At 63.2% G+C, this 13,521-nt stretch carries 13 protein-coding genes and 2 pseudogenes; 10 read left to right on the forward strand and 5 right to left on the reverse strand.

All coding sequences use genetic code 11. The features are described 5' to 3' along the window. Window positions 1–24: 24 nt before the first annotated feature. Genes ACP7BV_RS02380 through ACP7BV_RS02390 form a run of 3 tightly spaced genes read right to left on the reverse strand, consistent with a single transcriptional unit; the run spans window position 25 to window position 3,519 of the window. The gene (locus ACP7BV_RS02380) at window positions 25–2,265 is read right to left on the reverse strand and encodes a RelA/SpoT family protein (protein WP_426101130.1); all 2,241 of its coding nucleotides are present in this window, start codon (window positions 2,263–2,265) and stop codon (window positions 25–27) included. A gap of 6 nt (window positions 2,266–2,271) precedes the next feature. Then, window positions 2,272–2,622 carry a RidA family protein gene (locus tag ACP7BV_RS02385; RefSeq protein WP_426101132.1) on the reverse strand — a complete coding sequence of 117 codons (351 nt, stop codon included), beginning with the start codon at window positions 2,620–2,622 and terminating at the stop codon, window positions 2,272–2,274. Window positions 2,623–2,640: 18 nt separating this feature from the next. Beyond that, window positions 2,641–3,519 (reverse strand): alpha/beta fold hydrolase, encoded by an 879-nt coding sequence (locus ACP7BV_RS02390; RefSeq protein ID WP_426101134.1) that lies wholly within the window; start codon window positions 3,517–3,519, stop codon window positions 2,641–2,643. Between the two features lie 136 nt (window positions 3,520–3,655). On the opposite strand from ACP7BV_RS02390, the gene ACP7BV_RS02395 reads away from it, so the two are divergent. From ACP7BV_RS02395 to ACP7BV_RS02425, 7 genes and pseudogenes are all read left to right on the forward strand, one after another. After that, complete coding sequence (locus ACP7BV_RS02395; RefSeq protein ID WP_426101136.1) at window positions 3,656–4,450, forward strand: 3-hydroxybutyrate dehydrogenase; 795 nt, start codon at window positions 3,656–3,658, stop codon at window positions 4,448–4,450. 157 nt (window positions 4,451–4,607) lie between these two features. Then, window positions 4,608–5,501, forward strand: coding sequence for a DUF6662 family protein (locus tag ACP7BV_RS02400; protein ID WP_426101138.1), 894 nt, complete (start codon window positions 4,608–4,610; stop codon window positions 5,499–5,501). A gap of 9 nt (window positions 5,502–5,510) precedes the next feature. After that, window positions 5,511–6,056, forward strand: a complete 546-nt coding sequence (locus ACP7BV_RS02405; RefSeq protein ID WP_426101140.1) for an FMN-binding protein — start codon at window positions 5,511–5,513, stop codon at window positions 6,054–6,056. Further along, window positions 6,049–6,855, forward strand: coding sequence for an FAD:protein FMN transferase (locus ACP7BV_RS02410; RefSeq protein WP_426101142.1), 807 nt, complete (start codon window positions 6,049–6,051; stop codon window positions 6,853–6,855). Before ACP7BV_RS02405 ends, ACP7BV_RS02410 begins: the two co-directional genes overlap by 8 nt. After that, window positions 6,852–7,337, forward strand: a complete 486-nt coding sequence (locus ACP7BV_RS02415; protein WP_426101144.1) for a hypothetical protein — start codon at window positions 6,852–6,854, stop codon at window positions 7,335–7,337. The genes ACP7BV_RS02410 and ACP7BV_RS02415 overlap by 4 nt, the downstream gene beginning before the upstream one ends. Window positions 7,338–7,672: 335 nt before the next feature. Continuing rightward, window positions 7,673–8,326 (forward strand): annotated as a pseudogene (locus ACP7BV_RS02420) (transporter); the annotation flags it as partial. A gap of 24 nt (window positions 8,327–8,350) precedes the next feature. Then, a pseudogene (locus ACP7BV_RS02425) lies at window positions 8,351–8,827 on the forward strand (MCP four helix bundle domain-containing protein); the annotation flags it as partial. Here ACP7BV_RS02425 and ACP7BV_RS02430 read toward each other — a convergent pair. After that, window positions 8,785–8,970, reverse strand: a complete 186-nt coding sequence (locus ACP7BV_RS02430) for a hypothetical protein (protein WP_426101418.1) — start codon at window positions 8,968–8,970, stop codon at window positions 8,785–8,787. The pseudogene ACP7BV_RS02425 and the gene ACP7BV_RS02430 overlap by 43 nt on opposite strands. Before the next feature lie 125 nt (window positions 8,971–9,095). On the opposite strand from ACP7BV_RS02430, the gene ACP7BV_RS02435 reads away from it, so the two are divergent. From ACP7BV_RS02435 to ACP7BV_RS02445, 3 genes are all read left to right on the forward strand, one after another. After that, window positions 9,096–9,923 carry a methyl-accepting chemotaxis protein gene (locus ACP7BV_RS02435; RefSeq protein ID WP_426101146.1) on the forward strand — a complete coding sequence of 276 codons (828 nt, stop codon included), beginning with the start codon at window positions 9,096–9,098 and terminating at the stop codon, window positions 9,921–9,923. A gap of 83 nt (window positions 9,924–10,006) precedes the next feature. After that, complete coding sequence (locus tag ACP7BV_RS02440; protein ID WP_426101148.1) at window positions 10,007–11,287, forward strand: amidohydrolase family protein; 1,281 nt, start codon at window positions 10,007–10,009, stop codon at window positions 11,285–11,287. Window positions 11,288–11,388: 101 nt separating this feature from the next. Next, window positions 11,389–12,690: a dicarboxylate/amino acid:cation symporter gene (locus ACP7BV_RS02445; protein ID WP_426101150.1), complete on the forward strand. Its 1,302-nt coding sequence runs from the start codon at window positions 11,389–11,391 to the stop codon at window positions 12,688–12,690. An 87-nt stretch (window positions 12,691–12,777) separates the two neighbouring features. Here ACP7BV_RS02445 and ACP7BV_RS02450 read toward each other — a convergent pair whose 3' ends face one another. Next, window positions 12,778–13,503 carry an SIMPL domain-containing protein gene (locus ACP7BV_RS02450; protein ID WP_426101152.1) on the reverse strand — a complete coding sequence of 242 codons (726 nt, stop codon included), beginning with the start codon at window positions 13,501–13,503 and terminating at the stop codon, window positions 12,778–12,780. Between the last annotated feature and the right edge of the window lie 18 nt (window positions 13,504–13,521).

The raw sequence follows: 13,521 nt of genomic DNA on the forward strand, positions 1-13,521 counted from the left end.
CGTGTGAACAACGCAGCTGAACTTTTACTGCCGCCTGGCCTCCTGCACGCCATTGACTTCCATAATCGCCAGCAGCGCCTTTTGCAACTGCCCGGTCGAGCCGATTTCGGCCGTGAAGGTCATGCGCGCCTGTCCTTTGGCGCTTTGCGTATTGACCCCGATGACATTGATCTTCTCGCGCGAGAACACCTCTGAAATATCGCGCAGCAGCCCCTGGCGGTCGCCCGCCAGAATAAACAGGTCAACCGGATACACGGTATCCTGCCCCGCCCTGCCCCAGTCGGTATGAATCACCCGTTCCGGCGCCTTGGTGCGCATCTCGTGAAAATTCTTGCACGTGGCGCGGTGGATCGACACGCCCTTGCCGCGCGTGACGAAGCCGACAATGCCGTCCGGCGGCGCCGGTTTGCAGCACTTGGCCAGCGCCGTCAGCAGGCCGTCCGTCCCCACCACCAGCACGCCCGACTTGGCGCCTTTTTCCACGCTCGAGGCGCGGCTTTTGTTGAGCACCACCGCGTCTTCGGGGACGATGACTTCGCCCGTGTCATGCAGGGCCTGCTCCACATGGCGCAGGCTGAATTCTTCCTTGCCCACCGAGATGAACAGATCGTCCACCTTGGCAAAGCCCAGCTTGTGCGCCAGCGACTCCAGGTTGACGGCGGTTTTCCCTTCGCGCTGCAGCGATTTTTCCACCAGCGCGCGGCCGTGCGCCAGCGTTTCTTCCAGGTCGATCGCGTGGAACCACGCGCGCACCTTGGAGCGCGTCCGCGTGCTGACCGTGTATTCGGGATTGAGCCAGTCGCGCGACGGCCCGGCCGTTCCCGGCGCGCCCTTGGCGGTGATGATCTCGCAGGTCTGGCCGCTTTTCAGCGCCGTATGCAGCGGCACCATGATGCCGTCCACGCGCGCGCCGCGGCAGCGGTGGCCCACTTCGCTGTGCAAGTGATACGCAAAGTCGATCGGCGTGGCCCCCACCGGCAGCTCCAGCACCCGGGCCTGCGGCGTCAAAACAAATATACGATCGTCCAGAGTTGTGGATTTTAACTTCTCGACCCATTCGCGCTGGATGTCTTCCTGGCCGACCACGACGTCGGCCACGTCGGTCTTCCAGGCCAGCAGCTGGCGCAGCCACGCGATTTTTTCGTCGTACTTCTGGCCCTTGAAGTTCGAGCCGCCTTCTTCCTTGTAGCGCCAGTGGGCAGCAACGCCGTATTCGGCAAAGTTATGCATCTCCTGGGTGCGGATCTGCACTTCGAGCGGTCGTCCGTCTTCGGCATTGACCACCGTGTGCAGCGACTGGTAGCCATTCGACTTGGGACGCGAAATATAATCGTCGAACTCCTTGGGAATCGGGGTCCAGATATTGTGGACCACGCCCAGCACGCTGTAGCAGGTCTTGTCGTCAGCGACGATCACGCGAAAGGCGCGCACGTCGTACAAGTCCGAGAACTCAAGCTCCTTGCCGCGCATCTTGCTCCAGATGCTGTAGATATGCTTGGGCCGCCCGAACACTTCAGCCTTGATGCCGGCCGCCGCCAGTTCGTCCTGCAAACGCAGGATCGACGACTGCACGAAGCCTTCGCGCATCATGCGTTTTTCTTCGAGCATCTTGGCGATGCGCTTGTAGGTCTCCGGCTCGATAAAGCGGAACGACAAGTCTTCGAGCTCCCATTTGAGCTGCCAGATGCCGAGCCGGTTGGCCAGCGGCGCATACAGGTCGAGCACCTCGCGCCCGTACGCCTGCGTCATGTCATTGAACAGCTTGATGTCGGCGAAGTAGCGCAAGGTCGTCACGCACGAGGCCAGGCGCACCAGCACCACGCGCATGTCGCTGGCCATCGCCAGCAGCATCTTGCGCAGCGTTTCCACCTGGGCCACGGCCTGCTGCGCCGCGTTCTTGCCGCGCCCGACGCTCTCTTTGCCAATCGTCATGTCGCGCAGGCGGATCAGTTGGCGCACGCCCGTCACCAGATCGGTTGCCTCCTTGCCGACCAGCCCTTCCAGGCCGGCCACCGCTTTCGGGTCCAGCACCGTCAGTTCGAACATCAATCCGGCGATGCGGGTCTCGGCGTCGGTGCGCAAAAAAGCCAGCGTGTTGGCCACGCCGAGCGCAAATTCAAGCGCATTTTGGCCCGACGCGCACACCTTGCCGTGGTAAGCGCCGGTGGCGTACGCAAGCGCCGCCTCGACCTGGGCGCTGTCGTGCGCGCCCAGGCCTGAGAGCACTTGTATTGTTGCGCCGCCTGGCGCTGCAATCGCTACCATACGGGCTTAACGCAGCGCCGCGGTGACGCAGATCTCGACCAGGCAGGCCGGGTTGGCCAGCTTCGCTTCAACGGTGGCGCGCGGCGGCGTGTGGCCTGGGGCCACCCAGTCGTCCCAGACCTCGTTCATGCCGGGAAAATGCGCCATGTCGGCAATGAAAATCTGGCACGTCAAGATGCAGCTCTTGTCGCTGCCCGCTTCGGCCAGCAGGCGGTCCACGTGAGCGAGTACTTCGCGCGTCTGGCCGGCAATGTCGGCCGCCGTGTCGTCGGCGATCTGGCCGGCCAGGTAGACCGTGCCGTTATGGATGGCCACTTCGGATAATCGTTTTCCTACGTACAGTCGGGTAATGTCCATGATGCGTTCTTTCAAAGCTCAAGCAATCAAAAATTGGCGTGCGATGGCGATCTGGTCGTCATGCATGAAGGTGGGTGCGTGGCCGACGTTGGCAATTTCAACCAGCTGCGCATGCGGCCCGCGCCCGGTCATTTCGACGGCGGTCGCGTGCGAGAGCAGGTCCGAATTGGCGCCGCGCACCAGCAGCGTCGGACACCTGATCGCATCGTACGCGGCCCACAGCGCGGCCTGGTCGGCCATGGCGGTGTCCGGCGTGGCGTTGGCAAACGGCTGGGCCAGGCCCATGTCGTAATGGCGCACCCATGCGCCGTCTTCCTGCTGGCGCAGCACGTCGCTGGCCAGCTTGGTCCATTGTGCTTCGGTGTGTTCGCCGAACGAGAGCGACACCTCGCGCACGAAACGCGCGGCCCGCTCGAAGTCGGGAAAGCGCAGATCCTGCCCGATGTAGTCGCCAATGCGGCGCAGCGCGGCCGGGTCGAGCGTGGGCCCGATATCGTTGAGCACCAGCTTGCGGATCGGGTTTCCCGGCAGCGACGCGAGCGCCATGCCGATCAGCCCGCCCATGGAGGTGCCGAACCAGTCGATGCGGGCCGCGTCGCTGTGCGCGGTGATGCGCGCGATGAGCGTGACCATGTCGCTGACATACTGGGGAATGCTGTACAGGCGCGCATCGAGCAGGCGGCCGGAGCGGCCACGGCCCACCACGTCGGGGCAGATCACGCGGTAGTGGCTTGACAGGGCGCGCGCGAGCACGTCGAAATCGTCGCCCACGCGGGTGACGCCGTGCACGCAAATAAGGATCTCGGGATTATGCTCGTCGCCCCATTCCTTGTACGACATGTGGTGCAAACCTGTTGGCGAACAGCACTGGACGGAAGTGATTCTTGCTACGGTCATGCCGACTCCTTGTTGGGCGCTTATCCGTCGCCATATTCAAATATGTGTTTCAATTCCTGCTACTACGAATCACAACGCTGACTAACGTTTAGAATTCTACATCATCAACCACGCAATCATTCTCCCAGAGGACACAATGAAAACAAGCATGTTGAGCGGCAAAACGGCGCTCGTGACAGGTTCCACCTCCGGCATCGGCCTCGGGCTGGCGCGCGCGCTGGCCGAGCAAGGCGCCAACATCGTCTTCAACGGCTTTGGCGATGCGCAGCAAATTGAAAAACTCCATACCGACGTCGCCCAGGAGTTCGACGTGCAGACTGCCTATCACAATGCCGACATGTCCAAGCCGGCCGAGATCGCCGCCATGATGCAGTTCGCGCAAGACAAGTTCGGCGGCGTCGATATCCTGGTCAACAATGCCGGCATTCAGTTCGTCGCCAACGTCGAAGACTTCCCGCCAGAAAAATGGGATGCGATCCTCGCCATCAATCTGAGCTCGGCCTTCCACACCTCGCGCCTCGCGCTGCCGGGCATGAAGCAAAAGAACTGGGGCCGCATCATTAACCTGGCGTCGGTGCATGGCCTGGTCGGTTCGGAGCAAAAGTCAGCCTACGTGGCGGCCAAGCACGGCCTGGTGGGACTGACCAAAGTTACCGCGCTCGAAACGGCGCATACGGGCATTACCTGCAATGCGATTTGTCCGGGCTGGGTGCTCACGCCGCTGGTGCAAAAGCAGGTGGACGACCGCGCTGCGCGCGACAAGGTGAGCAACGAGGAAGCCAAGAAAGCATTGCTGGTTGAGAAACAGCCTTCCGGCGAATTCGTCACGCCAGAAGAGCTCGGCGCGCTTGCGGTATTCTTTTGCAGCCCGGCCGGCAATCAAGTGCGCGGGGTGGCATGGAATGTCGACGGCGGCTGGGCCGCGCAATAGCAGTACAGGGATGGCATGCTGTAGGCGGCGCAGTGACAGCGCCGCCCGCCAACCGGCCCCCGTGCGCAATCCGTGGCGAACGTCAAAAACCGCTTGCAAGTGATAATGATTCTCGTTTAGAATAACGAATCATTCTTGTTTACGGAGTTTCGCCTTCATGTTCATCCCTCGCAAAGCCATTGCACTGGCCATCGCGCTCATCGTGACCCTTCCCGCCAGCGCCGACGAAAACCTGTTGGGCTACGTGCGTGGTGCCGAGACATTGCCCAAGGGAGCGAGCGAATTCTACCAGTGGTTCACGCAGCGCTCCGACAAGGGCGCCGGCCACTACAGCGCGCTCGATACCAAGACCGAAATTGAATATGGCGTGACCGACCGCTTCCAGGTCTCGGCCGAAGTCAATGGACTGGCCATTAATACCCACGGCTTGCTGATCGATGGTTACTTGCCGGCGGACAGGAAAACGGGCTTGCGCGCGCGCAGCATCGAATTTGGCATCAAATACAATTTTCTCAGCCCGGCCAAGGACGACATTGGACTGTCGGCCATCAGCTCCATCGAGTTCGGTCGCCTCGACCCCCATTCCGGCCAGGCAAAAAGCGAAGTGGAAGTCGAACTTGAGATGCAGGTCCAGAAATACTTCCTGGAAGGCCAACTGGTCTGGGTGGGCAACCTGGGCGGGCGGGCGGCGCGCGAAAAGCGCAAATTCATCGCCAACTTGCCGGACGGTTTCGACTGGCCGGTCGAGCCTGAAATGGAATTGCAAACACGCATAGGCACCGGCGTTTCGTACCGCTTTGCACCGGGATGGTATGCGGGCGCCGAAGTGCTGCGCGAGAGCGAGTACGAGACCGAAGTCGGCCTGGAGCGCTGGTCGACTTTTGCCGGCCCCAGCATTCACTATGCGGGCCAGAAATGGTGGGCCACGCTGACGGCGTTCCGGCAAATGCGCGGCGGCGGCGAACAATACGCCGGCCAGGCCGACACCAGGCTGCACTTGATCGAGAAGACGAAAAACGAATTTCGCGTCAAGCTCGGCTACAATTTTTAAGGAAGCGCCATGCGCCGTCCCCTCGACCTGACAATGTTGCTGCTGCCGCTGGCGGCAGTGAGCGCGCCTGCCTACGCCACCGATTACCTCACCGTGGCGGCGGCGCAAACGCTGCTCTTTCCCAAAGCCAGCTCCTTCGTCGAGCATCCGCTCAAGTTCAGCGCCGAACAGCGCGACCGGATCAAGGCCATGGCGGGCGTGCGCCAGCGAACCGACGAGCAAAAACTCTGGCGCGTCGAACGCGACGGCCAGTTGCAGGGGTGGTTCATCGTCGACGAGGTAGTCGGCAAGCATGAATTTATCACCTACGCCACCGCGATTTCGCCCGACGGCCACGTGCTCGGCCTGGAAGTGATGAGCTACCGCGAAACGCACGGCGGCCAGATCCGCGACATGGCCTGGCGCAAGCATTTCTTTGGCAAGACGCTGGCCAGTCCCTTCAAGCTCGACGAGGACGTGCCGAATATCAGCGGCGCAACGCTGTCGAGCCGCAACGTGCTGGACGGCGTCAAGCGCTTGCTGGTCATGCATAAGCTGTTTCTGAGCAATGCCTGACATCAGGCGGATGCAAGTGCTGCTGGGTACCTATGTCGAGGCAGGGACCCGCGGGCCGGCCGCCGCACTCGACGCGGCATTTGCCAGCATGGCCCAGGCACAGCACTTGTGGAGTTTCCATGATCCGGACAGCGAGTTGTCGCGCCTGAACGGCGCGCACGGCAAGGCCGTGCCCTTATCCAATACTACGCTGCGCCTGCTGCGCGCCGCGCGCGCGATGATGGCGGCCAGCGGCGGCGCCTTTGACTGCACGGTTGGCGCCATGCTGGTGCAGGCCGGCGCCCTGCCCGACCACGGCGCCGGGCCTTGCCTGGCGCGCGGCAGCGCCGCCGATATTGTCATTGGCCCAGGCTGGGCGCGCTTGGCGCGGCCGGTGCGCATCACGCTCGACGGTATCGCCAAGGGGTTTGCGGTTGACCTTGCCTTGCGCGCCATGCGCCGCGCGGGCGCTACGGCCGGATATGTCAACGCCGGCGGCGACGTGGCCGTGTTTGGCGAGCTGGCGCTGCCGATGCAGCGGCGCGAACTGGACGGCAGCCTGACCGAACTTGGCTGCCTGCGCCGCGCGGCCATGGCCAGCTCGCGTACCGGAGCGCCGGACGCGCGTTTCCCGGCGCACATCGTGGCGCCTGCCGGACTGCAGGCGGCGCCTGGCGTATGGACCGTGGTCGCGCGCAGCGCCTGGCGCGCCGATGCCCTGACCAAAGTTGCCGCTACGCTTGCCATGCCGCGCCGCGAAGCACTGGTGCGGGCACTGGGCGGCGCACTCATCCATCGTTCACCGGAGTTTGCTTCATGAAAGGCTATCCAGGCTGGTTCGTCACTGCCTTGCTCGGCGCTCTGCTGCTGGTGTTTGCCAGCGGCTGCCTGCTCGCGCCCACCACCCTGGTGATGCGCTTTGACACCGACATCGCCTGGCGCCTGCCGGGCACCGGTCGGGTCCTCGTCGCCGCCGCCCATGCCGGCGCCGGCTTCCTGGTGATGATGCTGCTCGGTTCCTTGTGGACCGTGCACATGCGCGGCAATTGGCGGCGCGCGCGCCAGCGCATCAGCGGCTCGGTGCTGGGCGCGGCCATGCTCATATTGGCGGTGACGGCGGTGGGTGTGTATTACCTTGGGGACGATACGCTGGGCAACGCCGCCGCGCTGCTGCATCTGGGAACCGGCCTGGCGCTGTGCGTGCCGTTCGGCTGGCATTGGGTGCTGGCCCGCCGCGCCGCGCGCGCCGACGCGACAAGCCGCAGCGGTGGCGCAACGCGCCCCGTCACCGACACTGCTTAACAGACAAGCAATGCCAAAGCGCGCGAGTTGTTGCCACACGGACACTCACGCAATTACTTCCATGTCACTACGCCATGTTTCGGCATGAAGGGGAACGAACAAGGTGAGAATGGCGCCACGTAATCGACAACCGGTAAGCAAGCCAGTGATGTCGCCGTCGCCATTTCCCTGGAGTTTCCTTGTTCGCTGCTATCGCCCGTCCCCATCATCCTGCCCTTCCCCCTCTACTGTTGTTCCTGGCCGCCCTCGGTCCCCACACGGCGTTCGCCGCCGATGGCGACAGCATCACCACCGACCGTCCGGATTTCGTCGAGTAGAGCAATGTCGTCGGCGCCGGGCGAGTGCAACTTGAAACCAGTATCGGCATCGACCGCAGCAAGGTCGACGGCGTGCGCGAGCACACGATCGCCACCCCAACCCTGCTGCGCTTTGGCGTGAGCGATACGGTCGAACTGCGCGTGGAAACCGACGGTGCCATGCGTTCGCGCACCACCGACGGCAGCAGCCCCCGTCAAAGCAAGCGCGGCTATGGCGACGTCTCGCTGGGCCTGAAATGGCATGCTGTCGACGCCGCCGGCGCGCTGCCTTCGCTTGGCCTGCTGTTCCACGCCGACCTCGACACCGGTTCGGCGCCGTTTCGCGGCCAGGGCACGCGTCCCTCGGCGCGCATCGTGGCCGAATGGGAACTGGGAGCCGGCATGTCGCTCGGTGTAATGCCCGGCTTTGTCTACGAGCGGCATGCCGGCGGCACCCACGGCATTCTGGGCGTAGTCGTGGGCAAGGCCTGGAACGATCGTTTTCGCAGTTTCGTGGAAGCGTCCGCGCCCCGCATCGCGCGCCCGAAAGACGGCGGCACCGAAGCGAGTGCAACGGTCGGCATGGCTTACCTTGTCACCAACAACTGCCAAGTTGACAGCGCACTCTCGCGCGGCCTCAACCGGCGCACGCCTGACCTGAGCGTCACGCTTGGTCTCTCCTTCAAGCTGTAAGTATTGCAACCGGGACCTTGACCTATGAATATCACCATCCGCAAACGCTTGCTGCTTGCCAACCTCACCACGCTCGCCTTTGTCGCTGTGGCCGGCCTGATCGGCCTGCGCGCCGTGCAAAAACTCGACACCGCGATGGGCGCCGTCATCGCCAACAGCGAGGCCATGAAAGACCAGATGCAAGCCGACCAGGCCCATGACGCGCTCAGGGGCGACGTCCTGAAAGCCTTGCTCGGGGCCGTGAACGGCGACCCGTCGCAGCAGGCCGAGGCCGCCAAGGAAGTGGCCGAGCATGTTTCCCTGTTTCGCACGCGCCTGGCCAGCATGGATGCCAAGACCAGCGACCCGGCGCTCAAGCAAGCCATGGCGCTCGTGCGGCCCGACGCCAATGTTTACTTAACCAGCGCCACCAGGATGGTCGCCACTGCCGCCAGCGACAAGGACGCGGCACTGGCCGCCTACCCCGACTTCCTGCGCCACTTCTCGACACTCGAAATGAGCATGGGCAGCTTGAGTGAGCGCATCGAACGCAATTCCACCGCGGCGGCCGAAGCGTCCGACACCGTTGCCGCCGGCGCGCGCGCGCAAATCATTGGCGCTTCCCTGTTGTCGATGGTGGTGGCGCTGATGCTCGGTCTACTCAACAGCCGGGCCATCATTCGTCCGCTCGACGCCGCCATCGCAGCGGCCGCCTGCATTGCCGACGGCGACTTGAGCGCAGCCGCGCAGTGGCGCCGGGGACGAGGCCAACGATACCGAAACGGGGCGCTTGCAACAGGCACTGTCCGACATGCGCGCCAGCCTGCACCAGATTGTCAGCCAGGTGCGCGAAGGCACCGATGCCATGTCCACCGCGTCCGGCCAGATTGCCGCAGGCAATATGGACTTGTCGGCGCGCACCGAAATGCAAGCGGGCGCGCTGCAAGAGAGCGCGTCGTCGCTGGAAGAATTGACCTCGACGGTGCGCCAGAATGCCGGCAATGCGCGCCAGGCCGCGCTGCTGGCAACGTCGGCCTCGGACGTGGCCGTCAAGGGTGGCGCGGTGGTCGCCCAGGTGGTCGACACGATGGGCGCCATCGACCAGGCGTCGCACAAGATTGGCGACATCATCGGCGTGTTTGAAGCGATCGCGTTCCAGACCAATATCCTGGCGCTCAATGCCGCCGTCGAAGCGGCCCGGGCCGGGGAACAGGGGCGCGGCTTTGCCGTCGTGGCGGCCGAAGTGCGCGCGCTGGCGCAGCGCTCCAATGTAGCGGCCAAGGAAATCAAGGACTTGATTGGCGCCTCGGCCGACCATGTCCAGCGCGACAGCAAGCTGGTGCGCGATGCCGGCAGCACCATGGACGATATCGTTGCCAGTATCGGCCGCGTGACCGCGATCATGGACGAGATCAGCGTCGCGTCCAGCGAACAGGAAATCGGTATCGGGCAAGTCAATACGGCGGTGTCTGCAATCGATGGCATCACCCAGCAAAATGCGGCGCTGGTCGAACAGGCCGCAGCAGCCGCCGCGTCGATGCAGGACCAGGCCGGCATGCGCGCGTCGATTGTCAACGTGTTCCGCCTGCAGGGCGGGACAATGCCAGCGGCGGGGTGATCGGGGGGGGGGTGAACGGGGGGTAATCGACCCAGCGGACGATTGCGCTATCATGGCCGCTGTCCGTCATCGCTGGAGTCCGCATGAAAAGCTGGTTCATTGCACTGTTTGCCCTCTCGTTTGGTTGCGCCCACGCGCAAGCGCTGCTGCTCACGCCCGACCGGGTGTGGACCGGAGAAGGTGAAGCCAGGGTCGGCTGGTCGGTGCTGGTCTCACAAGGCCGGATTGAGGCTACCGGTCCCGCCAGCAGCATGACTATTCCCGCCGGCACCGAGCGCATCGCCCTGCCGGGCACCACGCTCGTGCCCGGGCTGATCGACCTGCATTCCCACCTGCTGCTGCACCCGTACAACGAAACGTCGTGGGACGACCAGGTCATGCGGGAACAGGTCGAATACCGCACGCTGCTGGCGGGCAAGCACGCGGCCGCGACGCTGCAGGCGGGCTTTACCACGCTGCGCGACCTGGGCAGCGAAGGCGCCAACTACGCCGACGTTGCCGTCAAGCGCGCCATTGATGAAGGCGCCATTCCCGGGCCGCGCCTGTTCGTTGCCACCAAGGCCATCGTGGCGTCCTACAGTTACGGTCCGGCCGGTAAAAACTTCCGCCCAGATATGGATTTGCCGCACGGCGCACAGGAAGCGACCGGGGTCGATGAAGTCACGCGCGCGGTGCGCGAACAGGCTTCGCGCGGGGCCGACTGGATCAAGATTTACGGCGACTACCGCACCGGCGTCGATGGCAGCGCCCGCCCCACCTTTACGATGGACGAGCTCAAGGCCATGGTGCAGGCGGCGCACGTTACCGGGCGCAAGGTCGCCGTGCACGCCAGTACCGACGACGCCATCCGGATGGCGGTGCTGGCCGGGGCCGACACCATCGAACACGGCTATGGCGCCTCGGAAGCGACCTTCAAGCTGATGGTCGAGCGCAAGGTGGCTTACGTCCCCACGCTGAGCGCGCCCGAGGCGATCGGCGAGTATTTCCAGAAGCACGTGCGCGGCGGCCCGCCGACGCCCGCCATGCAGCAGGCCGAGCGCGCCTTTCGCCTGGCGCGCCGGCTTGGCGTGGTGATCGGCAACGGCAGCGATGTGGGCGTGTTCGCGCATGGCACCAACTACCGGGAACTCGAAGCCATGGTGCGGCTTGGCATGCCGCCGGCCGAAGCCTTGCGCGCGGCCACCGTCGTCAGTGCAGCCATTCTCGGCAAGAGCGCCGACCTGGGCCAGCTCAAGCCGGGCATGCTGGCCGACATGGTGGCCGTTGGCGGCGACCCCAGTAGCGATATCAAGATGCTACGCGATGTCAGGATGGTCATGAAGGGCGGCTTGATTTATCGCAAGGACAGCACAACAGTGCGATAATAAAATCGAAAGTTCCGCTTAAAACTGCGGATATCCACAATAGCTTCAGGTGTCCAACCGGTTGATGATGCAGCCATCCCAAACCGGTCGGAGACACCGCCATGAAAAAACCTTTTTACAAAATCCTGTACGTGCAGGTGCTGTTTGCCATTGTTTGCGGCGTCCTGCTCGGGGTGCTCAACCCCAAGCTGGGCGTCGACATGAAGCCGCTCGGCGACGGTTTCATCAAGCTGATCAAGATGATCATCGCGCCGGTGATTTTCTGTACCGTCGTGGCCGGCATTGCCGGCATGCAGGACATGAAAAAAATCGGCCGGGTGGGCGGCAAGGCCTTGCTGTATTTCGAGGTTGTCTCCACGGTCGCGCTGGCCATCGGCCTGATGGTGGCCAATATCATCCGCCCGGGTGACGGTTTTAACGCCAACCCCGCCACGCTCGACACCAAGTCGATCGCCGAGTTCACCGCCAAGGCCAAGGGACAGTCCACGACGGACTTCGTCATGAACATCATTCCCAACACCTTCGTCGACGCCTTCGCCAAGGGCGAGATCTTGCAAGTGCTGCTGGTGGCGATCCTGTTCGGCTTTGCGCTGTCCATGCTCGGCGAGCGCGGCAAACCAATTACCAAGCTGATCGACGACGTCTCGCACGCCATTTTCGGCGTGGTCGGCATCATCATGAAAGCGGCGCCCGTCGGTGCGTTTGGGGCCATGGCTTTTACGATCGGTAAATTCGGCCTCGCTTCGCTGGTGCCGCTGGCACGCTTGATGGGTTCGTTCTACCTGACGTGCGCCCTGTTCATCTTCATCGTGCTCGGCTTGATCGCCCGCTTCACGGGTTTTTCCATCTTCCGGTTCATTTCGTACATCAAGGAAGAATTGCTGATCGTCCTGGGCACCAGCTCGTCGGAAAGCGCCCTGCCCGCGCTGATGCGCAAGCTTGAAAAGCTGGGCTGCTCGAAGTCCGTCGTCGGCCTGGTTGTGCCTACCGGCTACTCCTTCAACCTGGACGGCACCAATATCTACATGACGATGGCAGCATTGTTCGTGGCGCAGGCTACCAATGTGGACCTCACGCTGGGCCAGCAACTGACCATTCTGGGCGTGGCCATGCTGACGTCAAAAGGCGCCTCGGGCATCACCGGCGCCGGCTTCATCACGCTGGCCGCCACGCTGGCCGTGGTGCCAACCGTCCCGGTGGCGGGCATGGCGCTCATTCTCGGCATCGACCGCTTCATGAGCGAGTGCCGGGCGCTGACCAACTTTATCGGCAACGGCGTGGCCACCGTCGTGGTGTCGCATTGGGAAAACGAGCTCGATCACGAGCGCTTGCAACAGCAGCTCAAGCATCCTACCCACCTCGAGGATGACCGCGAACTGTTCCCTGAGCGCAAAGCAGCATAAGCAACATAAGCAACATTGCAATCGACACGTCAAGGCGGGCTGCATACAAGTGCAGCCCGTTTTTTTAGAGAAGGTCGACAGCAAGGATTATTGAATGCGGAAAATCACGTCGACCGGCTGCTGCAGCTTGAGCGACGTCACCGTGACCAGCTCGGCGCGGTCGGCCGGCGCCCGCCGTTCCTGATTGCCCCGGTAATTGTTAAATTCGCTGGGCGACAAATTCATCGCCCGCGTCAGGTTCTTCAATTCGCCCGTGCTCACGGCGCTCACGGCACCGAGTTTGCGGCCCAGTCCGGCGGCCACGCCCTCGGCCTTGCGGCGCGCCATCCTGATCGCGTCGCCCATCAGGCCAATTTCGATCTTTTCGCGCTCCGAGCTGTCAAATCCGGTCATAAAGCCGTCGAGATTGGGCTTGTCCAGCAAGGGCTGCACCAGCATTTTCCAGTTCGACAAATTGCGTACGGTCAGCTTGACGCTGCAGCGCAACTCGTACAGGGGCGCACCAGGCTGGTCCGTCTTTTGGATGTCGCGCCGAATGTCACGTCGAATATCACGCATTTCCAGGTCAGCCTCGGCCACGCCAAGCTGCTGCATCACTGCGCGGATGTCATCGATGCGCGCCTGCACCGTTGCCAGGGCCACGGCCGGATCGCCATCTTGCGCCGCAATCTCGAATTCGACGGTGCCAATATCGGGGATGACGACGGCTGCGCCATAGCCGTTGACATGGATGAAGGGATACGCGGGCAGGTCCACCGCTCCGCTGGTCAAGGGCAACAAGGCAAACAGGGTGGCAAGCAAGATTTTCTTCATGGAGACTCCGTCAGGTAA

The organism is Massilia sp. TSP1-1-2 (assembly GCF_049896185.1).
Lineage (GTDB): Bacteria > Pseudomonadota > Gammaproteobacteria > Burkholderiales > Burkholderiaceae_D > Telluria_A.